26 protein-coding genes and 3 tRNA genes are annotated in these 23830 nt (G+C 42.9%); 27 read left to right on the top strand and 2 right to left on the bottom strand.

All coding sequences use genetic code 11. The features are described 5' to 3' along the window. The 8 genes from WB217_RS02595 (at position 1) to WB217_RS02560 (ending at position 9665) form a co-directional block, all read left to right on the top strand. Positions 1-420: a universal stress protein gene (locus WB217_RS02595; RefSeq protein ID WP_423990362.1), complete on the top strand. Its 420-nt coding sequence runs from the start codon at positions 1-3 to the stop codon at positions 418-420. Between the two features lie 488 nt (positions 421-908). Beyond that, positions 909-1991, top strand: a complete 1083-nt coding sequence (locus WB217_RS02590) for a D-alanine--D-alanine ligase (protein WP_423990360.1) — start codon at positions 909-911, stop codon at positions 1989-1991. A 177-nt stretch (positions 1992-2168) separates the two neighbouring features. Then, positions 2169-3548, top strand: a complete 1380-nt coding sequence (locus tag WB217_RS02585; protein WP_423990358.1) for a UDP-N-acetylmuramoyl-tripeptide--D-alanyl-D-alanine ligase — start codon at positions 2169-2171, stop codon at positions 3546-3548. 127 nt (positions 3549-3675) lie between these two features. Continuing rightward, on the top strand, positions 3676-4386 hold the full coding sequence (locus tag WB217_RS02580; RefSeq protein WP_423990356.1) for an alpha/beta hydrolase: 711 nt from the start codon (positions 3676-3678) through the stop codon (positions 4384-4386). Positions 4387-4697: 311 nt separating this feature from the next. Next, on the top strand, positions 4698-6173 hold the full coding sequence (locus WB217_RS02575; protein WP_423990354.1) for a DEAD/DEAH box helicase: 1476 nt from the start codon (positions 4698-4700) through the stop codon (positions 6171-6173). Positions 6174-6550: 377 nt separating this feature from the next. Then, positions 6551-7516: a UV DNA damage repair endonuclease UvsE gene (gene uvsE, locus WB217_RS02570; protein ID WP_423990352.1), complete on the top strand. Its 966-nt coding sequence runs from the start codon at positions 6551-6553 to the stop codon at positions 7514-7516. Positions 7517-7741: 225 nt separating this feature from the next. After that, complete coding sequence (locus WB217_RS02565) at positions 7742-8224, top strand: PH domain-containing protein (RefSeq protein ID WP_423990350.1); 483 nt, start codon at positions 7742-7744, stop codon at positions 8222-8224. Beyond that, positions 8217-9665 (top strand): PH domain-containing protein, encoded by a 1449-nt coding sequence (locus WB217_RS02560; RefSeq protein ID WP_423990348.1) that lies wholly within the window; start codon positions 8217-8219, stop codon positions 9663-9665. The genes WB217_RS02565 and WB217_RS02560 overlap by 8 nt, the downstream gene beginning before the upstream one ends. Before the next feature lie 82 nt (positions 9666-9747). On the opposite strand, the gene WB217_RS02555 is transcribed toward WB217_RS02560, so the two are convergent. Next, the gene (locus WB217_RS02555) at positions 9748-10335 is read right to left on the bottom strand and encodes a rhomboid family intramembrane serine protease (protein ID WP_423990346.1); all 588 of its coding nucleotides are present in this window, start codon (positions 10333-10335) and stop codon (positions 9748-9750) included. Between the two features lie 104 nt (positions 10336-10439). On the opposite strand from WB217_RS02555, the gene acpS reads away from it, so the two are divergent. From acpS to WB217_RS02480, 15 genes are all read left to right on the top strand, one after another. Beyond that, positions 10440-10793 (top strand): holo-ACP synthase, encoded by a 354-nt coding sequence (acpS, locus tag WB217_RS02550; protein WP_423990344.1) that lies wholly within the window; start codon positions 10440-10442, stop codon positions 10791-10793. Between the two features lie 187 nt (positions 10794-10980). Beyond that, positions 10981-11994, top strand: coding sequence for an outer membrane lipoprotein carrier protein LolA (locus WB217_RS02545; RefSeq protein WP_335431302.1), 1014 nt, complete (start codon positions 10981-10983; stop codon positions 11992-11994). Between the two features lie 369 nt (positions 11995-12363). Beyond that, a complete protein-coding gene (gene alr / locus WB217_RS02540; protein WP_423990342.1) occupies positions 12364-13521 on the top strand; it encodes an alanine racemase in 1158 nt (385 codons plus the stop codon). A gap of 220 nt (positions 13522-13741) precedes the next feature. After that, on the top strand, positions 13742-14023 hold the full coding sequence (locus WB217_RS02535) for a CopG family ribbon-helix-helix protein (protein WP_423990340.1): 282 nt from the start codon (positions 13742-13744) through the stop codon (positions 14021-14023). A gap of 4 nt (positions 14024-14027) precedes the next feature. Then, positions 14028-14378, top strand: coding sequence for a type II toxin-antitoxin system endoribonuclease NdoA (ndoA, locus tag WB217_RS02530; protein WP_041967053.1), 351 nt, complete (start codon positions 14028-14030; stop codon positions 14376-14378). A 617-nt stretch (positions 14379-14995) separates the two neighbouring features. After that, positions 14996-15829 carry an RsbT co-antagonist protein RsbRA gene (locus tag WB217_RS02525; protein WP_423990338.1) on the top strand — a complete coding sequence of 278 codons (834 nt, stop codon included), beginning with the start codon at positions 14996-14998 and terminating at the stop codon, positions 15827-15829. Next, positions 15826-16182, top strand: a complete 357-nt coding sequence (locus WB217_RS02520; protein WP_335376244.1) for an STAS domain-containing protein — start codon at positions 15826-15828, stop codon at positions 16180-16182. Before WB217_RS02525 ends, WB217_RS02520 begins: the two co-directional genes overlap by 4 nt. Before the next feature lie 4 nt (positions 16183-16186). After that, a complete protein-coding gene (locus WB217_RS02515; protein ID WP_207503028.1) occupies positions 16187-16588 on the top strand; it encodes an anti-sigma regulatory factor in 402 nt (133 codons plus the stop codon). Between the two features lie 11 nt (positions 16589-16599). After that, positions 16600-17610 carry a PP2C family protein-serine/threonine phosphatase gene (locus tag WB217_RS02510; RefSeq protein WP_335431293.1) on the top strand — a complete coding sequence of 337 codons (1011 nt, stop codon included), beginning with the start codon at positions 16600-16602 and terminating at the stop codon, positions 17608-17610. Between the two features lie 58 nt (positions 17611-17668). Next, on the top strand, positions 17669-18001 hold the full coding sequence (locus WB217_RS02505; protein WP_207503032.1) for an anti-sigma factor antagonist: 333 nt from the start codon (positions 17669-17671) through the stop codon (positions 17999-18001). Beyond that, entirely contained in the window at positions 17998-18471 is a 474-nt protein-coding gene (rsbW, locus tag WB217_RS02500) for an anti-sigma B factor RsbW (protein WP_207503034.1), read from the top strand. The genes WB217_RS02505 and rsbW overlap by 4 nt, the downstream gene beginning before the upstream one ends. Beyond that, positions 18449-19243, top strand: a complete 795-nt coding sequence (gene sigB / locus WB217_RS02495) for an RNA polymerase sigma factor SigB (protein WP_423990334.1) — start codon at positions 18449-18451, stop codon at positions 19241-19243. Before rsbW ends, sigB begins: the two co-directional genes overlap by 23 nt. After that, the gene (locus tag WB217_RS02490) at positions 19240-19836 is read left to right on the top strand and encodes a SpoIIE family protein phosphatase (protein ID WP_423990332.1); all 597 of its coding nucleotides are present in this window, start codon (positions 19240-19242) and stop codon (positions 19834-19836) included. Before sigB ends, WB217_RS02490 begins: the two co-directional genes overlap by 4 nt. 136 nt (positions 19837-19972) lie before the next feature. Then, a complete protein-coding gene (locus tag WB217_RS02485) occupies positions 19973-20191 on the top strand; it encodes a hypothetical protein (RefSeq protein WP_423990330.1) in 219 nt (72 codons plus the stop codon). 256 nt (positions 20192-20447) lie between these two features. After that, a complete protein-coding gene (locus WB217_RS02480; RefSeq protein ID WP_423990396.1) occupies positions 20448-22616 on the top strand; it encodes a Tex family protein in 2169 nt (722 codons plus the stop codon). Between the two features lie 74 nt (positions 22617-22690). On the opposite strand, the gene cmpA is transcribed toward WB217_RS02480, so the two are convergent. Further along, complete coding sequence (gene cmpA, locus WB217_RS02475; protein ID WP_207503039.1) at positions 22691-22804, bottom strand: cortex morphogenetic protein CmpA; 114 nt, start codon at positions 22802-22804, stop codon at positions 22691-22693. A gap of 95 nt (positions 22805-22899) precedes the next feature. On the opposite strand from cmpA, the gene WB217_RS02470 reads away from it, so the two are divergent. From WB217_RS02470 to WB217_RS02455, 4 genes are all read left to right on the top strand, one after another. Next, entirely contained in the window at positions 22900-23373 is a 474-nt protein-coding gene (locus tag WB217_RS02470; protein WP_423990394.1) for a SprT family protein, read from the top strand. A gap of 142 nt (positions 23374-23515) precedes the next feature. Then, positions 23516-23590: transfer RNA gene (locus WB217_RS02465), tRNA-Asn, on the top strand. A 15-nt stretch (positions 23591-23605) separates the two neighbouring features. Continuing rightward, positions 23606-23696 (top strand) — tRNA-Ser (locus tag WB217_RS02460). A gap of 16 nt (positions 23697-23712) precedes the next feature. Then, positions 23713-23787, top strand: a tRNA-Glu gene (locus WB217_RS02455). Positions 23788-23830 lie beyond the last annotated feature (43 nt).

Below are 23830 nucleotides of genomic sequence, written 5' to 3'. Positions count from 1 at the left end.
ATGTTTCAAAAGATTTTACTTGCGGCAGATGGTTCTGGCCATTCTGTGCGGGCGGCAAAAAAAGCCGCGGAACTGGCAAAACTAAGCGGCAATAGTGAAATTACCGTAGTTTACGTCATCGATGGACAGACATCGAAGGAAGATATACTCCACAATCCAGATCGTTCTGTGGTCGAGGAAAAAAGAAGACTTAGACTCCAGCCAGTTACAAGCCTGTTTAACAGCGAAGATTTGAACTTTAAGCTGGAAAAATTACTGGGAGAACCTGGCCCGGCAATTGTTGAATATGCTAACAATAACGAATTCGATGTAGTTGTTGTCGGCAGCCGCGGATTGAATGGCCTTCAGGAGATGGTACTTGGCAGCGTCAGCCATAAAGTTGCAAAACGCGTAAAAGCGCCGGTGATGATTGTTAAATAATTCTGATGAACTCGCCTGATGGCGGGTTTTATTTTTATTCTGAACTGGAGGAAATCGATTTCTTTAGCTTCATGAAATTCTGCCTCGAAATTTTTCCTTGTGTTGAGAAATCAATATTCACGGAATTATTAATAGATTCATATGGTATTTTACACAGGAAAACTGGGTTCTTTTCCTAAAAATGGAGCGATAAAAGTACTTTTGTTTCTCAACAAACAGGTTTTAAATTAACCTTGAGGTTTCATACAAATAAAAGAGGAAATAGTATAGCTGGGGAACTAATATTAAAAATTGATAACATTTACTTTCTTAAAATATAAAGTGGTAAAATAATAAGCGGAAGTGCCATGGCCGGACCTGTGCCCCTTAAAAGTTATTTCTTGATGGCGGATAATCGCAAGGGGTTAATCGGGATGAAATCAGGCTAAGACACTCGACATAGATGTTATCTGAATTGAAAAGTGAATCATAATTGGAGGTCAATTTTTATGAAGACAAGAATCGGGCTGCTGTATGGCGGCAAATCGGCTGAACATAAAGTTTCCATGCAGACTGCGCTGGCGGTTACGAAGGCATTGGATTTTGAAAAATTCGAGATTTATCCTATATACATAACGGAGGAGGGAGAGTGGGTCAAGGGCCCTCAATTGAGCGCCCCGGCTGAAAATGTGAAAGCTCTTGAGTTTTCTGATGCTTCAAACCTGCCATCCCCTTCATTTACACCAGCATTATTCCAGGCTGGCGGAGCGGAAGCAAGCCAGACCCTTGATGTCATTTTCCCGTTGCTTCACGGTCCAAACGGTGAGGATGGAACGGTGCAGGGTCTATTGGAATTATTGAACCTTCCTTATGTCGGCAATGGTGTTTTAGCATCGGCAGCTGGAATGGATAAAGTACTCATGAAAAACATCTTTGCCCAAGCTGGACTGCCTCAGGTGGATTATGTATCTGCTTTGCGCAGCGAATGGGAAAAGGATAACGAAAAAGTTTACAGCCTGGTAGAAGAAAGACTTGGCTATCCATGCTTTGTAAAGCCGGCGAACCTTGGATCAAGTGTTGGAATCAGCAAGGCTTCAAACAAAGTGGAGCTTGAAGCTGCGTTCAAAGAAGCATTCCAATTTGACCGTAAAATCATCATTGAACAGGGTGTCGTTGCGCGTGAAATCGAAATCGGCGTATTGGGCAATGACGAGCCTGAATGCTCTGTAGTCGGTGAAATCGTTCCTAAGAAGGATTTCTATGATTACAAGGCTAAATACGAAGATGGCGATACAGCGATGATCATTCCTGCTGAAATCACTGAACAGCAATATGCGGATATCCAAGAGATGGCGGTTGCAGCGTTCAAAGCGCTTGATTGCTCAGGACTTGTCCGCGCTGACTTCTTCCTTACAAAAGAAGGAGAATTCCTGATCAACGAAGTCAACACAATGCCTGGCTTCACTCCATTCAGCATGTTCCCGCTGCTGTGGAAGCACACGGGAGTCGAATACCCGCAACTAATCGAAAAATTAGTAAACCTGGCAATCGAACGCCACACCGAAAAGCAAAAAATCAAATATACCTTTTAACACTTTAAAGTGCTGGGGGTCAGACCCCCGGCGGATTGATGCGTTAATGTGGTGGGGTGTATGTACAAACTGGTAGAGCATTTATAAATTTACATCGAGGGGAAACACGGCCAGCGGAAGCATTATGCTTTTTTGGCCGTGTTCCTTCATTTTTGCCGTCAATGGGAGGAAATCAATATGATCCAAAAAACATTATCAGAAATCGCTCAAATGGCCGGAGCGTTAAACGATGTCAGCAGGTTCGGTGATGTGATCGTCAAAGGCGTTTCGATCGATACAAGAAAAATCGAAGCAGGGAATTTGTTTGTTCCTTTTAAAGGTGAACGAACGGACGGGCATAATTTTGTTGTTGACGTTATTGAAAACGGCGGAGCTTCAGCTGCACTTTGGCAAAAGGATGTTCCGAATCCTCCTGAAGATTTGCCAATCATGATCGTTGAAGATACAACAGTGGCTTTGCAGGAGCTGGCAAGAAGTTACCGCAATTCACTCGATATCAAAGTAGTCGGCATTACAGGCAGCAACGGCAAAACGACGACGAAGGATATGACAGCGGATTTGCTGGCATTAAAATTCAAGGTACAGAAAACGGAAGGCAATTTCAACAACCATCTTGGCCTGCCGCTGACGCTTCTCCGTCTTAGGGAAGATACAGAGGTTGCTGTGCTTGAAATGGGCATGAGCAGCAAAGGGGAAATTGAATTTTTAACAGAAATGGGCCGTCCTGACGCTGTAATCATCACGAACATCGGCGAATCCCATTTGCTTGACCTAGGTTCCAGAGAAGCAATCGCTGATGCGAAGCTTGAAATTATCAGCGGGCTAAGAGATAACGGCTTGATTATTTTTAATGGCGACGAACCGCTGCTTCAAGAAAGGCTCAAGGAGTATAATGGAACAGGCAATCTGAAGACATTTGGATCAAGCTCTGAAAATGACCTTTATCCTGTCAGCGTCGAACCGATGGAAAATGGAAACAGGTTCAAAACGAATCACGGAGATGAGACTTTCGAGTTACCAGTTCTCGGCAACCATAACATTCTTAATGCATTAGCTGCGATGCTTGCTGCAGAGTTCCTTGGGGTTCCTTTTGAAGAAATGAATGAAGGATTTGCCGGACTGAAACTGACGAATATGAGAATGGAGCTATCAGAAGGCGCAAAAGGCGAGAAGATCATCAATGATGCTTACAATGCCAGCCCGACTTCAATGAATGCTGCGATCGATCTGGTTGCGAACCTGACTGGCTATAGCCGGAAGATTCTTGTCCTTGGAGATATGCTCGAGCTTGGGCCGCTTGAGGAAGAGTACCATTATAAAGTGGGAACATCCTTAGATGCGGAGAAAATCGACTTTGTTTTCACATATGGCAAGCTTAGCGAAATGATTGCCAAGGGCGCAAAAGAAGTGCTTGGCGAAGAAAAGGTTTTTGCATACCAGGATAAACAAGCATTAAGCGACGAACTGAAAAAACATGTGACGAACGGAACGATTGTCCTTGTAAAAGCTTCCCGCGGAATGAAGCTAGAAGAAGTGGTGCAATCACTGCAAAAATAACCCCATCCAGATGTCCTGAAAAGGGCATCTTTTCTGTTTTCAGGAGTCGTTATTATAGGATTTTAAGGGTTAAATGATTTAAAATGGGGAAAGATTAAATACGAGAAAAACTAATGGGTGATTGGTTATGATAGGTTGTCTTTTAATCCATGGATTTACCGGGGCGCCATTTGAAGTAGAACCCCTTGCCAAGTCGTTAAAAGAAAGAACGGATTGGAAAATAGCAGTCCCCACGCTTCCAGGACACGGAGATGAGCTCAGTTTAAAAGGCATCACATATGATCAATGGATTCTTCATGCCGAAAACGAACTGAAAGCGCTCCTGAAGGAATGCGATACCGTGTATGTCGTCGGTTTTTCGATGGGTGGATTGATCGCAGGCTATCTTGCATCGAAATATCCGGTAGAAAAACTCGTCCTGCTCAGCGCGGCTGCCTATTATGTGAACCCTAAGCAGCTCGCCGTCGACGTCAGGGAAATGATGAGGGATACAGTAAAAGGAAAACTGAAGGAAAATGAGCTGTTCCGGCGTTATAAGCGAAAAATAAAAGAAACACCCATGACCGCTACCTTGCAGTTTCGCAGGCTCGTTAATAAAATTAAGCCTATTCTCAATGATGTGAAGGTCCCGACATTAATAGCACAGGGTGAGAGCGATGGTATTGTCCCTCCCAAAAGTGCCCAATATTTATATGAAAATATTGGGTCAGCACAAAAACGGCTGATTTTTTATAAAAACTCCAAACATCTGATTTGTCACTGTGATGAAAAGGAACAGCTTTTCGAGGAAGTTTATATTTTTTTAACCTCCATGCAAAGAGAAGGCATTGGCGGCTAAATCAATTCCGCAAAAATTGCTTTTCTTTCCTAAAGATGGTATGATGAATATTGAGTGTCTATCTGAGAAAATCCTATAAGCGGACATACTCCCGTGTTTGGAGAATGCCTTTTTTTGCTAATATTTCAGGTTCTGTGCTTCAGCGTACGATATTCAATGCTGATTCAGCCCTGCTTAAAACCAAGGTGCTAGCACCTATTTTGCCATAAAACGGTACAATAAACTAACCAGAATCAGAAATGGTTTGGATCATACTTAAACAGCCACTTAATAATAAAAGTAAATGTGAATATAAAGGAGAATGAGCAAAGTTGACAATGTTCCAAGAGATGGGCATTAGCCCCGCAACATTAAAAGCTGTAAAGAATATGGGTTTTGAGGAAGCAACTCCTATTCAGGCGCAAACGATTCCGATCAGCCTTGAAAACAAAGATGTAATCGGCCAGGCACAGACAGGTACTGGTAAGACTGCAGCGTTCGGTATTCCTCTAGTTGAAAAGATTAAAAAAGAAAACCTTAATATCCAGGGAATCATCATTGCCCCAACTCGTGAATTGGCAATCCAGGTTTCTGAAGAATTATATAAAATCGGTTCTGGCAAGAGAGTAGGCGTTCTTGCGATTTACGGCGGACAGGATATCAGCCGCCAGATTCGCGCGTTGAAAAAAGGTCCGCATATTATCGTAGGTACACCTGGACGTCTTCTTGACCACATCAACAGAAAGACGATTGACCTAAGCAACGTTGAAACTGTCATCCTAGATGAAGCAGACGAAATGCTGAATATGGGCTTTATCGAAGATATTGAAGATATCTTGGCTAAAATTCCTGGCGAGCGTCAAACATTGTTGTTCTCTGCTACAATGCCTGGTCCAATTCAGAAGATTGCTGAGCGATTCATGAAGGATCCGCAAATCGTTCGTGTAAAAGCGAAAGAAATGACTGTTCCTTCAATCGAGCAATTCTATGTTGAAGTTCAGGAAAAGAATAAATTTGATGTCCTTACAAGACTTCTTGATATTCAATCTCCAGAATTGTCTATCATTTTCGGTCGTACAAAGCGCCGTGTAGATGAACTTTCTGAAGCATTGAACCTGCGCGGATATACTGCAGAAGGAATCCACGGAGACCTTACACAGGCGAAGCGTATGTCAGTATTAAGAAAGTTCAAAGAAGGTTCAATCGATGTACTTGTTGCAACGGATGTAGCGGCTCGTGGCTTGGATATTTCTGGCGTTACACACGTATACAACTTTGATATTCCTCAGGATCCAGAGAGCTACGTTCACCGTATTGGACGTACTGGACGTGCAGGAAAAACAGGTATGGCCATCACTTTCGTTACTGCAAGAGAGCAATCTTACCTTCAGGTAGTAGAAAGAACAACTAAGCGCCGTATGGAAAAGCTGAAAGCTCCAACAATGGATGAAGCTTTAGAAGGCCAGCAAAAAGCAGTCATTGAAAAAATCATGACAACAATCGAAGCCAACAACCTGCAGTATTACCGTCAGGCAGCGGATGAATTGTTAAGAAATCATGATGCAACAACTGTTGTTGCTTCAGTGCTTAAAATGCTGACAAAAGAGCCGGATATGTCTCCTGTTAAGCTAACAGAGGAAAAGCCTCTTCCAAACAGAAACAAAAAACCTCAAGACCGCAGAAGATACGATTCTAACAGCGGCGGCGGCGGACGCAAGAAGCCACCTTTGAAGCCAAGATCTGGCGGCGCTAAGCGCTCCGGCGGCAGCAGAGAAGGCGGCAGCTTTAAATCTAGATCACCAAGATAAATAAAATGTTGAAAATCCCTGGTTTTATTATAAAACCGGGGATTTTTTTGTGGGTCAATGAAAAAGACTATGACAATGCCATGATATTTGGAGTAAAAATACTTGGAAAGAGAAAATTTTCACTTTTTACAAAGTGTGAATTCATAGTCAGATAAGGTATTCCGTTAAAATCTGCTTTAATTCCGCGAAAACAACTGGCTATTCCGCGAAAGTTCACGTTGTTCCCGCGAAATTTTGTCGAAATCCCGCGAACTGGAAAAAACTAATGATTTTTTCCAATTAAATCGTGAAGTGAAAAATCACTTGGGAATTTCGAAACTTAAATTCAAACACATTGTTGGGCATACTACCGTTAAAAAACGGTTGAGGTGCAGGCGATGACGATTGTGAGACTCGGATATGTGGCGATGAGTGAGGAGCTGAAAAATGCTTCTCCGTCGCAGACAATGACATTTAAACAATTCCAGGCAATCAAGGACCGGGAAGCGGCGATCAATAAGCTTGAGAGGATTGCGGTCTCAAACTTAGAGAATTGCTTGCGCCTCTTGAGGCACAGTAAGGCAAATGAGATTCATTTTTTCAGGCTGAGTTCGAGGTTGATTCCGCTTGCTAATCACGAGGAGCTTTCAGATTGGAAATTCATGCGGACGCTAAAAGAGCCATTGCAGGACATAGCGGATTTTTTACAAAAGAATCCGATGCGGGTGGATTTCCATCCGGATCATTTTGTGCTGCTGAATACTCTCAAAACAGACACGCTCAATAATTCGGTGAAGACGCTGGCAATGCATCATGCTTTGCTGAAGGGAATGGGAATTGATCCGGAGCACCGCTGCGTCCTTCATGTGGGCGGGGTTTATGATGACAGGGAGAAGGCGCTTGAACAGTTCATCCATAACTGGGGACTTGTCTCAACAAGACTGCAGGACATGATCATCCTTGAGAATGACGATACATCCTTTACCCTTCACGATACTCTTTATCTCTGTGAAAAATTAGGCATCCCGCTTGTTTTCGACTACCACCATCACCTGGCGCATCATGAGGATATAAATTGGCAGGAGCAATGGGAGAGGATCGTTGGAACGTGGGAGCATTGCAGGCTGCCTGTGAAAATGCATATATCCAGCCCGCGATCCGAAAAAGAATTCAGGGCCCATGCTGAATACATCGATGTGGAAATGTTCATGGATTTTCTTCGGGGCATAAAGGGGTCAGTGCCTGAAATCCATTGCATGATCGAAGCGAAAAAGAAAGACCTTGCCTTATTCAAGCTGGCGGAGGATTTAAAGAAGATTCCAGATGTAGAAGCGATGGATGGCAGCAGTTTTTTGTTAAAATAATTCGGATTTTCCGAAATGTCTCCTGCTTGTATAATGGACGATTTACTGCCTGGCAGAGGCGCGATACTGGGAAGCTGCTGACCTATTTTTCTCTCCAATAAGCTGTAAATGTTTAATGGCTCCAAATCTCAAAACACACCTGTCGCCTGAAATTAATGCCCAACAAAGTATTCATGTTGTATACTTAGGAAGGTGCTATTAATTGGAAAAGCAGGAGGTTGCTTTATGACGATTTCTGAACCGCAGAAGCGTATTTCCGAGCGGGCTTTGACTGTCTGGAAAATATCTGCTTGCCTCCATTCTTTGGTGGTTTGGCTTATAGCGGGCGGTCTGATCACTTTGACTGTTTTATTTGATTGGCCTTATTGGATTATTGGGGCTGCCTTGATGGTGGCAGCATTATATAGCTATTTATTCATTTTTTTACTGCCGACTCTGCGCTGGAAACGATGGCGTTATGAGGTCAGGGAGCAGGAGATTGAACTTCTGTACGGGGTATTCATTATAAAGAAGACACTGATTCCTATGATTCGGGTGCAGCATGTTGATACCCAGCAAGGTCCGCTGCTGAGGAAGTACCGGTTATCGACAGTAACCGTTTCCACGGCTGCGACAGTTCATGAAATACCTGCGCTTGATATGGAAGAAGCGGAGTACTTGAGGACTTCCATCTCGAGGCTTGCAAGGGTGGCGGATGAGGATGTCTGAACCGAAGAGGCTGCACCCAGTTGCTGCTGTCGTCAATGCTCTTCGTCAGCTGAAGGAATTGATTATCCCGTTTCTGGTATTTGTGGTGTTCGGAAGCCGGGGGACGAATTGGGACCAGTTTTATTTTTACGGATCGATCGCTGCTGTTGTGCTCGTATTCGTGTACGGTATTCTGACCTGGTACAGGTTCACCTACCGCATCGAGCAAGGGGAACTTAGAATTGAATATGGGTTGATCGTGCGTAAAAAGCGTTATATTCCTTTTGAAAGAATCCAGAGTCTTGATTTATCAGAGGGTATTTTACAAAGGCTGTTCGGCCTTGTGAAGGTGAAGGTTGAGACTGCTGGCTCAGGTGGGATGGGACTCCAGGATGGAGAAGCGGTCCTGACCGCGATCACCAAGCAGGATGCGGAAGAAATACATACCTATTTAGTATCAATCAAAAGGACAGACAGGCTGGAGCAGGACGAACACGAACTGGAAGCTAGTGAGGACGTGCTTTATAAAATCTCGATAAAAGAATTGCTGATGCTTTCTTCGACTTCTGGGGGAGTCGGTGTCGTCATTTCAGCTGTAATGGCATTTGTTTTTCAGTTCGAAGAATTCATCCCTTATGAACAAATTTTTGATGGAGTGGAAACTTTCGTTCAAAGTGGATTCATATTTGTCAGTTTCGTCGTCTTTGCAGGATTTTTGCTGGCTTGGATCATCGCTCTTTTTGGCACGATGCTGAAATACGCGAATTTTACCGTAAGGAAAGTGGATAATGACCTCGTGATCACTAGGGGTTTGCTGGAGAAGCGGCAATTTACGATTCCTTTGAATCGCATCCAGGCAGTCCGCATCAGTGAAAACCTGATCAGGCAGCCGCTTGGCTATGCCTCTGCCTACCTTGAAAGTGCCGGGGGCTCTGCTCTAGATCATGAAAGCTCACAGGTACTCATTCTTCCGATAGTAAAAAAAAGCCGGATACCAGATTTGCTTGAACCGTACTTAACGGATTACCGATTTCGGACCAGGCTTGCGCCCGCGCCGATACGAGCGTATTTAAGATACTTATTAAAAGGCTGGATCCTCATCCTTCCGATTATCATTTCGGCTATTTGGTTTTTCAGGCCATGGGGATATACAGCGCTTGTTCTGCTTGCGGTTTCTGCACTGTGGTCATTCTTGAATTTTAAGGATGCCGGCTGGAATATAGACAGCGGCATGCTGACATTCCGCTACCGCCGTATTGTGAAGAGCACTGTTTTTATGAGGAAAAATAAAGTCCAGTCCTTTTCCGTCAAGGAAAGCTTTTTCCAGCGAAAAAAGAAGCTGGCAACCGTAGAAGCAATTGTGAAATCGGGCCATGGCGGGACGGGCGGTAAAGTAATCGACCTTGAGAAAAAGGATGCCGATATGATTTATCATTGGTATTCGCATGAAGCTGCAGAGTAATACAGGGGCAACCTGCCTGTGGTTAAAAGAAAAAAGCGCCAATCCGGCGCTTTTTTCTATGCAGAAGCAAGTTGATTTTCTGTCAGCGTTTTTTAAAAATAGCAGCGCCAATCATAAATCCGGCAATCAGACCGAAAATATGGGCGGTTATGTTGATATTGGATTGGACGAAGGTCATCACAACCCCGATGATCGCTATGGTCATGATTGTTTGGGAGTTTTCCCGGGACAGCATGGCCTTACGGAACACAATGATTGCAATATAGAAACCGAACAGTCCAAAGATAGCTCCACTCGAACCAACATGAGTATACGTTAGTGGCTCTATGGTAAGTGTTGCGATGTTTGCAGCAATCCCTGTTGCTAAATATAACAGGATGAATTTCGTTCTCCCCAGCAATTGTTCAAGGGCCGGACCGAATAAGACGAGCGAAAAGCTGTTAAAAAGCATATGCGCAAAGCCGGCGTGCATGAACATCGGGGTGATCAGCCGCCAGTATTCACCATTTACAATGTACAAATTTACGCCTGAAAGCAGCTCAAACAAATATCTGCTTGGCAAGAATGGTATTGTAGTCGCCAAATATAATAAGATATGGATAGAGATAATCAATGTAACAATTGGGTAAAACCTGACGAAATCACGAAAGCTTTCAGTTCTCGTAAACATGCCAAACCTCCTGGGTACTAATATATAAAAGCATAGCCTTAATCTCAGATCGTTGTACAATATTTTGTATGCGGAATGTAACTTTTTTAGAAGGAGCAAGAAAAATGATCATAGGAACTGGCGTTGACATTATTGAAATAGGCCGGATCAGGAAGCTGATTGAATCCCAGCCGCGTTTTCCTGACAGGGTGCTTACGGAAAAGGAAAAGACCATTTACAGTACATATAATGAACGAAGAAGAGTAGAGTTTCTTGCTGGCCGCTGGGCTGCAAAAGAAGCATTTTCGAAAGCAAAAGGGACGGGCATCGGCAAAGAATTATCCTTCCTGGATATTGAAATCGAAGCGGATCAGCATGGCCGTCCAACCGTGATGAAGCCGATGAAGGATGGGGTTCACCTTTCTATATCCCATAGTGAGCAGTATGCGATTGCGCAGGTCATCATCGAAAAAATTTAAAAGCTTGTCATCGCTTGGTCATATTCACCCTGGTTGTCTCATATATTCATAATGCAGTAAGGGAGACAAGGCTAGGCGGCGGGAACATGGCTGCAAAGAGACAACTCAGGCAATCTGCAGTCAGTGTCTTATTCCTGTCCTTTCTTTCCCTTTACACGTTTAAATGAGACTAAAAGGGGTTGGAAGAATGAAGAAAAGGTTGTTGCTGCTTCTCGCCGGGCTCATGGTTATTTTTGCTCTGGCTGCCTGCGGTACGAAATCACAGGAATCTGTGGTTAAAGAGTTGGATGGAACGCTCAATGATTTAAAGAGTTACAAGGCTAAGGCAAAAATGACATTGCAGATGGGTACGGAGCCTCAGGTGTATGAAGTAGAAATCTGGCATAAGGATCCGTCATTTTACCGTGTGAATCTGAAGAATGCCCAGAAAGACCAAAGCCAGATGATTCTTCGCAATGAAGAAGGAGTTTTTGTTTTGACACCTGCGCTGAACAAAAGCTTCCGATTCCAGAGCGACTGGCCGAAAAACAGCAGCCAGGCGTACTTATACGAATCTTTAATCACAGATATCCTCGAGGACAAACAAGCGAAGTTCTCAGCAACAAAGAATCATTATGTTTTTGAAACGAAAACAAGGTACCAAAACAATAAGATGCTTCCGATCCAGGAAATTAAGCTGAACAAAAAGAATCTTTCTCCGGTAAGCGTGAAGGTAATGGATCCTGACCGCAATTCACTTGTTACGGTGGAATTTTCAGAGGTTAAATTCGACGCTAGCTTTGATAAAGATGCATTTGACATGAAGAAAAACATGACACGTGTACAGCTTGAAGTGCCAGTTATGGCAGATGTCAATGACAAGGCATTCACGGTCAAGTATCCAATGGCTGAAATCCCTGGCGTCACATTAGTGGATGAAAAGGAAATCACAACGGAGGATGGCAAGCGAGTCGTCTTAACATACGACGGCGACAAGTCCTTCACCTTGATTCAGGAGAAAGCTGACGCAATGCCAGCAATGTCTTCTCCAATCAACGTGACTGGCCAGCCTGTTGACCTTGGATTTACAATCGGCGCCATGACTGAAACATCGATTTCATGGACACACCTTGGAGTAGACTATATGCTGGCTTCTGCCGACTTGTCACCAGAAGAATTAGAAATGGTAGCAAAATCAGTGGTTGCCGACATGGAAAAATAAGATTGCGAATAACAGGCTCAGAGCAACCTGAGCCTGTTTTTTATTTGGATGAAATAGGTATTTCGGAATAAATCCTTTTTTTTCGGAATAAACGAGATGGTTTTCGGAATAAATCGGATTTTTTCGGAATAAATGCCGGGGATTCCGGAATAAAAGATAAATTTTCGGAATATCTTAACTCCTGCTCTCTTCTGAACTATTCCTTGAGGTAAAAGGTAGGCAAATGTAAGTGGATTTGACACGAACGATTGAATTTTATGAAAATAAGGCCGTTCTCCACAAACTATATTAACCATTTGACATTGAACCGATGGAATTCGATAATGGTAAAATAAATAAAATGTTCGGTCTGAAGGAAGTGGAGTTTCGGTGGAGGAGCAAGGATTTTTTTACCGTGATACATGGGCAGAGGTGGATTTGGATCATATTAAAGAAAACGTGAAGGCGATTAAAGGCCATCTGCCTGAAGAGGTTGATTTTATAGCGGTGGTGAAGGCGAACGCATATGGCCATGGGGATTTGCAAACAGCAGAAGCTGCGCTTGAGGCGGGAGCATCCATGCTGGCTGTTGCTTTTATGGACGAGGCCCTTGCATTAAGGAAAAAGGGGATAACCGCACCAGTCCTTGTGCTTGGCGCAAGCCGCCCTGAGGACGTTAACATTGCTGCGGAGGAAGACATCATTCTAACTGTTTTCCAGGAGGAATGGCTGGCAAAAGCACGTGAGGTTCTTAAAGGCGGTGCTTCCATTTCTCTTCATATAAAAATAGATACAGGTATGGGCCGGATCGGAATACGGTCAGCAGGAGAACTGAAATCGATTGAAAAGTCGATCCAGGAAGATCCGCGGCTCGAGCTTCATGGAGTGTATACGCATTTTGCAACAGCTGATGAACTTGATCAAACGTACTATAAGGAGCAGCTCGGCATTTTTAAAGAATTGCTCGCGACGCTGGAGGAGCTCCCTCCATGTGTGCACAGCAGCAATAGTGCGGCTGCTCTCATGCATGCTGATGCTCAATTCAACGCAGTCAGGGTCGGCATCGCTATGTATGGATTAACTCCTTCATTGGAGATTGAACCGGAGCTGCCAGTTCGATTAAATGAAGCGTTCACCCTCCATTCACGACTTGTGCATGTGAAGAAGCTTGAAAAGGGCCAAAAGGTAAGTTACGGGGCAACCTATGAGGCGGCTGAAGATATTTGGGTCGGAACACTGCCGATAGGTTATGCTGATGGCTGGATCCGCAGGCTTCAGGGACAGGAAGTATTGATAAATGGTAAACGATCCCCGATCATCGGGCGGATTTGTATGGATCAGTGCATGGTTAAGCTGCCTAATGAGGTTTCTGTAGGGACGATTGCCACCCTGATCGGAAAACAAGGGGATGAGATGATTTCCATCAATGAAATTGCGAAAAGGCTGGAAACAATCAATTATGAAGTTCCCTGCATCATATCTTCACGTGTACCGAGGATTTACAAACAGGAAGGAAAAATAGTGGATTTAAACAATTCTCTGCTTTAAAGGGATGAAACGCTTAAGAAAACGGCTATTATTATCCAAATATTAACAAAACTATTTTTTCGCTTAAAACATTGCATAAAACCTTATTTTTTTGGCGGATAATACAGAAGAATTGCTGATTAGCCTTTGCATCTGGGATAAATAGTGATAAGATTAGAAATGGTAGAGAGATAAAGAATTTAATAACGGTATGTAGTGATGATGGTGGAGGTGTATGTTTGTGTCTGAATCCAGCGCAACAACTGAGATTTTGGTTAAGTTACCGCAGCATCTATTAAGTGAACTAGATGGATTTGTTAAGCAGGAGAACGTAAACCGCAGCGAATTTATTTATCAGGCTACAAAAATGTATTTGCGTGAGAAGAAAAAGAGACAAATTCGTGAATCCATGAGACGAGGCTATATGGAAATGGCCAAAATTAATCTGACCATTGCTTCTGAGGCATTTCAAGCAGAATACGAGGCAGAACACGCAGTTGAACGTCTAGTCAGCGGAGGATAATCCCTTGATTGTCAAACGTGGTGACGTCTATTTTGCGGACCTATCCCCAGTTGTTGGTTCAGAGCAAGGCGGAGTACGCCCTGTACTGGTCATCCAAAACGACATCGGGAATCGGTTTAGTCCCACAGTCATTATCGCAGCGATCACAGCTCAAATCCAAAAAGCGAAGCTTCCAACTCATGTTGAAATTGATGCGAAGCGGTACGGTTTTGAACGAGACTCGGTTATATTATTGGAACAAATTCGCACAATTGACAAACAGCGCCTAACCGATAAAATTACCCATCTCGATGACGAAATGATGGAAAAAGTGGATGAAGCCCTTCAGGTAAGTTTAGGTCTTATTGAATTTTAATTTAAAGTACGCTCTGTGCAGGAGCGTTTTTTTGTAACTGCAAGCATTAGGCCTGGACTCCAGGTCCTTTACATAACGAAAAAAATAAAACGGATGTGTTCTGTGTGGAGGCAAGCTATGAAAGCTTGCCTCTTTTTTTATTGAATTTTCATCAGTAAACAAATTAACGCATTAAAGCACTGGGGGTCAGACCCCCGTCGCGTTAATGAGTGGAAGTGCGGTCGTTCGGTGATGATTAAACAGTAAATTTTATCCGGTAAAAATAGAATGCTGAATAATAAGGAATAGTAAGAATAACTTTTGTCCATTAGGCAGCATTTATGAGGCGTTTTTTTAATGCACTTTATACTCTGGCTGCCCTTGTAATGAAACCGTTCTCAGTTGGTTTTTTTTCTTACAAAAATCGCTTTGGCACTGATTATGTCAAATGGTGACAATTTTAAGCCAATAGCATTGTCGAGAAGTTGATTTTATTTGACGAACGCAAACTGTTATCATTAAATGGAGATATATAAACATTGAATTTATGAATAATTTTTTACATTTTTAAGATTGGTTTACATTTGGTCGGAAGAGGGTAATATAAAATTTTTGTGTGATAGAATGGGGAGGATGGAATGAACAATACAATTTCAAATTACATTCAGTCTCATAAGCAGGAGATTCTGGATGAATGGATAAATAGAACAAAGGAAGAAGCCGATGAACGAGTGATACGCCTTGTATCAGACCGGGTTTTTAATGCCACTAGCAAAGAATTCATCGACTTGATCATTTCAAATTTTAAAGGTTCGAATGAAGAATACCATAACAAACTGACGGATTTTGCTGAAAAGGTCGTCAGGCTTGGCTGGCCTTTGACATTCGTGACCAAGGGGCTCCATACTTTTAACTTAATTGTTTTTGATGGCATGCAAAAGGAAGGGATCGTAACAAAGGACAACCAGATGGAAGTCATCTACGAATTCGACCGTTGGGCAACGCCCATGAATAATGAAATTGTCAGTGTGTATTCATCTACGTGGGAAAGAACGGTTTCCTTGCAAAAGATTGCCCTTCAGGAGCTTTCGGCACCATTAATTCCGGTTTTCGAAGGGATAACGGTAATGCCGCTTGTAGGTACTATCGATACTGAACGCGCAAAACAAATTATGGAAAACCTGCTGAAGGGTGCTGTCAAGCATCGTTCCGAAGTTGTCCTCATTGATATTACTGGAGTTCCAGTTGTCGATACGATGGTAGCCCATCATATTATCCAGGCTGCGGATGCGGTCAGGCTGATTGGTGCTAAGTGCATGCTCGTAGGGATCCGTCCTGAAATCGCACAGACAATCGTGAATCTGGGTATTGATTTAAACCAGTTTACAACTAAGAATAACCTGAAAAAAGGTATTGAAGCAGCTCTCGAGCTGACAAATAAAAAAATTGTTTCTATGGGGGGAGCAAAGTGAGAATACCTATCCTTAAGCTGAATGATTGTCTATTGGTCTCCATTCAATGGGAGCTAGACGACCAGACTGCTCTTCAATTCCAAGAGGATTTGCTCCATAAGATACATGAAACAAGCGCCAATGGCGTGGTCATTGATTTAACATCGATAGACTTCATTGACTCGTTTATTGCTAAAGTTCTTGGGGACGTAATCAATATGTCCAAGCTTATGGGCGCTATTGTTGTCATTACCGGAATCCAGCCTGCTGTTGCCATAACGCTAATTGAATTAGGGATCAGCCTTGATGATGTCCTAACTGCATTAGATTTAGAAAAAGGTTTGGAGAAATTACAACAGGAATTGGGGGAATAGGTGAATGGACATCCAATCCTGCGTTACGATCATAAATGAATGGGACATCGTTGCAGCGCGCCAGCTTGGCCGGAATGTTGCGAAAGAGCTTGGCTTTGGCACCGTTGACCAGGCCAGAATCACAACCGCCATCAGTGAATTGGCAAGGAATATATACTTGTATGCTGGGAAAGGACAAATTTGCATCGACAAATTGTACGACGGCGGAAAAGTGGGATTGCGAATCAATGCAGTGGATAGTGGCCCAGGTATAAAAGAAATTCGCCAGGTCATGGAAGATGGCTTTTCTACATCAGGAGGACTTGGAGCCGGCCTTCCAGGAGTAAAAAGACTCATGGACGAATTCGATATTGAGTCAACTCCAGGACAAGGAACACAGATAAGAGCATCTAAATGGCTCCGATAGGGGGAAACAGTATGGAATTCCGAGAAATGATGGAATCAAAGTATCGGGATATTCTTGACAATTATATTAAAGAGCAATCAGAACAAGCATTATATGCAGGTCAAAAATTCAGCCGTAAGTCGATTGAGCACAAAATCGCACCGGAAGAGATCATTAGCCTTCATAAAAGCTTGCTTCTTGAGATGTATCCTGAACTTCCGGAAGATATCATGCATTCCTTTGACATTCTCCTTGAGGTCATGATCGGCTATGGTATTGCTTACAGAGAACACCAAAGTTTGAGGCACCAGCAGGAGGAATTAAGATCGGAAATGGAAATTGCGGCTAATGTGCAGCAAACACTGCTGGGGACAAAAATCCCTACAGTTCCAGGTCTCGATATTGGTGCGATCAGCGTACCTGCTAAGCATATGAATGGTGACTATTTCCATTTCGTCCAAGATGAAAACAATAATATAAGTGTTGCGATTGCGGATGTTATTGGAAAAGGGATTCCGGCCGCACTATGCATGTCCATGATCAAGTATGCAATGGACAGTCTGCCGGAAAATCGTCTTGACCCTAGCAGCATACTCGAAAACCTGAATAGGGTTGTTGAGCAGAACGTTGATCCAAGTATGTTTATCACGATGTTTTACGGAATGTTTAATCCAGACAATAATATCTTCTATTATGCTTCTGCCGGACACGAGCCTGGTTTTTATTATGATTCTGTGACCAAGGAATTCACAGAGCTCACGGCAAGAGGTTTGCTACTCGGAGTAGACAAACGGACGAAATATATCCAGTATGAAAAAGAGATTCATGCTGGGGATATGGTGATCTTGATGTCTGATGGAGTTACAGAGTGCAGGACGGAAGAGGGATTCATCGAAAAGGAAACATTAATCGGATATATTAATAAATATATTCACTTAAATGCTCAGGAAATTGTCAATAATATCTTTAGGGAACTCGAAAAACTTCAGCATTTCCAATTGCGTGATGATTTTACCTTAATTATTTTAAAAAGAGAGGTTTAATTCGGTTCCGAACCGGGTAAATCTAAAGAGCAATTGAATTGTAAAGGGTGGGTCAGTTATGAATATTTCAATAGATGTTAAAGATACAGAATCTGTGTTAGCAGTTAAGGTTAATGGTGAAATTGATGCGTATACAGCACCACAGCTACGGGAAAAACTCTTCCCTTTGTCCGAAAAAGAGGGCGTAAAAATGGTTGTGGATCTTTCTGAGGTCAATTATATGGATAGTACTGGGCTGGGAGTGTTTGTAGGAGTATTTAAAAATGTCCGAGCCCATAACGGGGAGTTCAAAATCGTCGGTTTATCCGAGCGTTTGCAGAGACTTTTCGAAATTACCGGCTTGGCCGATATTATCGATATAAACAGCCAGATTGAGGGTGGAGTGCAATGAACCAGGCGTTTGACTATATAGAAATGAAAATCCCGGCTAAACCGGAATTTGTTGGCGTAATCCGCCTCACGCTTTCCGGGATCGCAAGCCGCATGGGTTTTTCATATGACGAGATAGAAGATTTGAAGATTGCGACAAGTGAAGCTTGTACGAATGCGGTACAGCACGCATATAAGAATAATGAAAATGGCGAAGTGATCATCGGTTTTGGATTATATGAAGACCGACTTGAAGTAATGGTTGCAGATAATGGCCAGAGCTTTGATTTCCATTCGGCGCGCCAGGGGCTTGGTCCTTACGATCAAAATAGTTCTGTAGAATTCCTTCGCGAAGGAGGCTTGGGACTGTATCTGATTGAAACCTTAATGGATGAGGTTCGAATTCATCACAAAGAGGGTGTCACGGTCTTCATGACCAAGTACCGAGAAGGAGAGCAGGTGGAGAGAGATGCAGAGACAATCTCAACCTAAGCAACGTCCAAAAGAAGAGATTAATCAATTAATCAAAGCATACCAGCTTCACGAGGACGCCGAAGCTCAAAATGAGTTGGTTCTCCATTATCAAAATCTGGTTGAAACAATCGCCCGTAAATATTCAAAAGGAAGGTCGTTCCATGAGGATATTTTTCAGGTGGGAATGATCGGACTTTTAGGCGCAATCCGCCGATACGATGAAACGTTTGGCAAAAGCTTTGAGGCCTTTGCTGTACCAACCGTCATTGGTGAAATCAAGAGATTTTTACGAGATAAAACGTGGAGTGTCCATGTACCGCGCAGAATCAAAGAGCTTGGTCCGAAAATCAAGACAACAGTCGAAGATTTGACGACACAGCTGCACCGCTCTCCAAGAGTGGACGAAATAGCGGAAGTTCTTCAGGTTTCTGAGGAAGAAATTTTGGAAGCTATGGAGATGGGCAAAAGCTACCAGGCATTATCGGTCGACCATTCCATTGAAGCTGATTCTGATGGAGGAACTGTCACTCTGTTAGATATCGTCGGGAATATTGATGAAGGCTATGAAAAAATCAATCAAAGAATGGTTCTCGAAAAAGTACTCCATGTACTGAGTGAAAGAGAAAAGTTAATTATCCAATATACCTACCTTGATAACCTGAGCCAAAAGGAAGCAGGAGACAAGCTGGGAATATCACAAATGCATGTATCACGACTTCAAAGAAGAGCCATCAAGAAGCTACAAGAAGCAATTCATGCAGAAAACAATAATTCGGAGTATATTACATGATCCAACAGTTCAACGACAAAATTGAACTTTATGCTTACCAGACAATTAAAGAAGGTAAATTAGAGTGCGGTGACAGCTATTACTATACTGCCACCGATGATTATTTTGTCTGTGTGGTAGCTGATGGGTTAGGGTCTGGGCAATACGCACACGAAGCTTCTGCGGCGGTTGTGGCTGTAGTAGAGGAACACCATCATGAAGATGTCGATACTCTTATGAAGTACTGCAACAATATATTGGTGCAAAAAAGGGGAGCAGCTGTATCGATTTTCAAGGTTTTTTTCGGTACAAACGAATTCGTCTACAGCTGTGTCGGGAATATCCGATTCTTCCTCTATTCACCAAACGGCAAACTGACATATCCATTGCCGGTAACAGGATATTTGTCAGGAAAGCCGCAAGTATTTCACACCCAAAGATTCGTTTTTGAACCGGAATCAAAGTTCCTGATTTACTCAGATGGTTTTGATATCCACGGGGCAAAATCTTTATTGAAGGGTTACAGATCAGTAGCAGCCATCGCAGAACAAATAAAAAGCGATTACGAAAATTCAATGGATGATGCAACTTTTATTGTGGGAAGTCTACTATAGCCAGTGGGCTTCTTTTTGTTTTTTGCGGGAGTTTAGGGATTTAGTATGTTTGAGTTGGTCTTGAAGTTCTGGATAGGTGATTTTGTTACCGGAATTTGATTGTGAGTAGAAAAAGGGTAACAGAAAAGAGGAGGTTGTGCCCGAATTTCAGGGTGTGGCTGAAAAAGGGGAAGAGAAAAAGGAAAGCTGTTACCGGAATTTGATCGTGAGTAGAAAAAGGGTAACAGAAAAGGGGAAGTTGTGCCCGAAAATCAAGGTGTGGCTGAAAAAGGGGAAGAGAAAGAGGGAAGCTGTTACCGAAATTTGTTGTGAAGTAGGAAAAGGGTACAGAAAAGATGAAGTTATGCCCGTATGACAAGGTGCAGCTGAAAAACGGTAAGAGAAATCTCAATGCTGTTACCAAAAATCCAAATTGAGCAATTAAATAGGAAGAATTATGACAGTACATAATGGTAAAGCGATAGAAGCGTAATAACATGCGAATTAATACCGAGTAACCAACCTCCTTACTACTCCCTATAAACACAGTAGCAATTTTGGTACACTATAATGAGGGATAAGAAAATCACTTATCCAATAAAGATATGGAGGATTGACTCTTGAATCAAACGATGGAAAAGCAGGATCAATACGTAAGTATCATTGCCAAAGAGCAATCAATAACATCTAAACAAGTGCAGAGCGTAATATCTCTCATTAATGAAGGGAATACTGTCCCGTTCATTGCCCGCTATCGGAAAGAAATGACCGGTGCGCTTGATGAAGTGCAAATTCGGGACATAGTTGAAAGATGGCAATACATACAGAACTTAGAGCAGCGCAAAGAAGAAGTCATCAGGCTGATCGATGAACAGGAAAAGTTGACGGAAGAACTTAGGACAAGCATTGAAAAAGCAATCAAGCTCCAGGAAGTAGAAGATTTGTATCGTCCCTACAAACAAAAACGGAGAACGAAAGCAACAGTTGCGAAGGAGAAAGGTCTCGAACCTCTTGCCTTATGGATGCTCGAGTTTCCGGTGAACGGCAGCCTCGAACAAAAAGCGGCTGAATTTTTATCAGATGAAAAAGGTGTAACATCTGCCGAGGAAGCAATTGCTGGGGCAAAGGATATCATTGCTGAAATGGTTTCCGATGATGCTGACAGCAGGAAGTGGATCCGCAGCGAAACATTCAAATCCGGTTCCATTGAATCTGCGGTAAAGAATGAAGAGTTGGATGAGAAAAAAGTGTATGAGATGTACTATGAATATTCAGAGCCGGTAAACAAGGTTGTGCCCCACAGAATTCTTGCCCTTAATCGCGGTGAGAAAGAGGAGCTCTTAAGGGTCTCGATTAAACCCAAAACGGATTTAATCATGAACTTCCTTCAACGTAAATGGGTAAAAAAAGAGCATGCTATTACAACATCAGCGATAATAGAAGCAATAGAGGATGCCTATAAGCGGCTAATCCAGCCGTCCATTGAGCGTGAAATCAGGAATGAACTTACGGAAAAAGCAGAAGAACAGGCCATCCACATCTTTTCGGAAAATCTGAGGAAACTGCTGCTTCAGCCGCCGTTAAAAGGAAAAGTTGTCCTCGGGGTGGACCCAGCGTTCAGGACCGGCTGCAAGCTAGCTGCGGTAGATGAAACAGGGAAGGTTCTATCAATCGGTGTTATTTACCCGCATACTTCCAGTTCGAAAAGCACCGAAGCCCGCGAGAAATTCATAAAAGTACTGAAGGATTATAATGTCGAAATGGTGGCAATCGGTAACGGTACAGCTTCCAGGGAAACAGAACAATTCGTATCTGATATCCTGAAGGAATTAGATACAGAAATTTATTACCTGATTGTCAATGAAGCAGGGGCGAGTGTGTATTCGGCATCAGACCTTGCACGTGAAGAATTCCCGAACTACCAGGTAGAAGAGCGAAGCGCAGTTTCAATCGCGCGCCGTTTGCAGGATCCACTGGCTGAACTTGTTAAAATTGACCCTAAATCAGTAGGTGTCGGACAGTACCAGCATGATGTCGGGCAGAAGAAACTCTCCGAATCTTTGACATTTGTGGTCGAGACAGCTGTTAACCAGGTAGGGGTGAATGTAAATACTGCGTCATCTTCTTTACTGCAATATGTTTCAGGTCTTTCAAAGACTGTAGCCAATAACATTGTTAAAAAGCGTGAAGAAGAAGGGAAATTCACAAGCAGAGCGCAGCTTAAAAAAATCCCTCGCCTAGGCGCCAAAACTTATGAGCAGGCAATCGGCTTCCTAAGAGTAATAGAAGGTAAAGAGCCGCTGGACCGAACTGGCATCCACCCGGAAAGCTATGGAGAAGTGAAGCAGCTGCTAGACAGCCTTGGTTTTAAAACACGTGATTTAGGAAGTGCTGCGTTAAAAGAGGCATTAGCCAAAATCAATATCGATCAGACTGCGAACGATCTTGGCATTGGCAAGCTGACACTCAAAGACATCATCGATGCCCTTGTAAGACCGGAAAGGGATCCTCGTGATGAACTGCCGACTCCACTTCTTAAGAAAGATGTTCTTAAGCTTGAGGATTTAAAAACGGGCATGGAGTTACAAGGAACAGTCCGTAACGTAGTAGACTTCGGGGCTTTTGTTGATATCGGTGTTAAGCAGGATGGCTTGGTCCACATCTCTAAGCTTAGCAATAGATTCGTTAAACACCCGCTGGATATCGTATCAGTTGGGGACATCGTAACAGTCTGGGTTGACGGTGTTGACCATAAGAAAGGGCGAGTAGCATTGACTATGCTTAAGCCGGAGCAAGCTTAAATGAAAAGACTGCAGGATTTTCTTGCAGTCTTTTGTTATGGGAAAATACGCCTAAAGCAAAAGACTTCAAACAACTAATAGCCTTGTTTATTCCTGTAAAAAAACCAGCATTGATTCAGCAGTTTAATTTGGTATCGATTTTTTTCATAGAAGGCTCGTTTCATTTGATTCTGGAACCAGACAGGCATAACAATACCTCCTTTAGATAATACGAGAAAAGGTATCCTTAATATATGCTATAATGGGTTGTCATGTTTCTATAAAAGGCAGGCGTTTTATTATGATGACAGATCAGCATTTACACAACCTAGTTGTTAAAATATCTGCAGAGCAATTCCATAAGCCATTCAGGCATAGAGCGTTCTTTAATCCGAGACTCCGTACAACAGGCGGACGCTATATGCTGCGAAGCCATAATATTGAAATAAACAGGAAGTACTTTGAGCAATTAGGCGAACAGGAATTGATTGGGATCATTAAGCATGAATTATGCCATTACCATCTTCATTTAGAGGGAAAGGGCTACAAGCATCGTGATAAAGATTTCAGGGAGCTGATGAAACAAGTCGGGGCACCGAGATTTTGCTCCATGCTGCCTGAGGAGAAGAAAAAAAGTTTGCAACAGAGAATTGTCATTTATCAATGCAGCAATTGTAAAATGGAGTATCACCGAAAACGATCAATGAATACTGAAAGATATGTATGCGGAAAGTGTCGGGGAAAGCTGATAAAGGTGAAAGAAATGTTGATAGAATAGCGTTTTTACAATGAGGAAAAAACAAATGAAAAACTTTTAAAAACCAGCTTGACTTTTACTATGCACCTACCTATAATAGTAAGAGTCGACAAGACAGCGACACAGTCTTCTAAAGAGCTTTTAAGAAGACAATTAATATTTTTCCGCAGTAGCTCAGTGGTAGAGCACTCGGCTGTTAACCGAGCGGTCGTAGGTTCGAATCCTACCTGCGGAGCCATTAATTCTATGGTATGGGGAAGTACTCAAGAGGCTGAAGAGGCGCCCCTGCTAAGGGTGTAGGTCGGGTAACCGGCGCGAGGGTTCAAATCCCTCCTTCTCCGCCAGAACACTTTTATTAATGGCCCCTTGGTCAAGCGGTTAAGACACCGCCCTTTCACGGCGGTAACACGGGTTCGAATCCCGTAGGGGTCACCATCTACTTTCATTTCTTCAAATAAATATTGGTCCCGTGGTGTAG

This window comes from Mesobacillus sp. (genome assembly GCF_049588175.1).
GTDB lineage: Bacteria > Bacillota > Bacilli > Bacillales > Cytobacillaceae > Mesobacillus.
The sequence above is the reverse complement of the archived record's forward strand: the minus strand, read 5'-3'. Positions and strand labels throughout refer to the sequence as shown.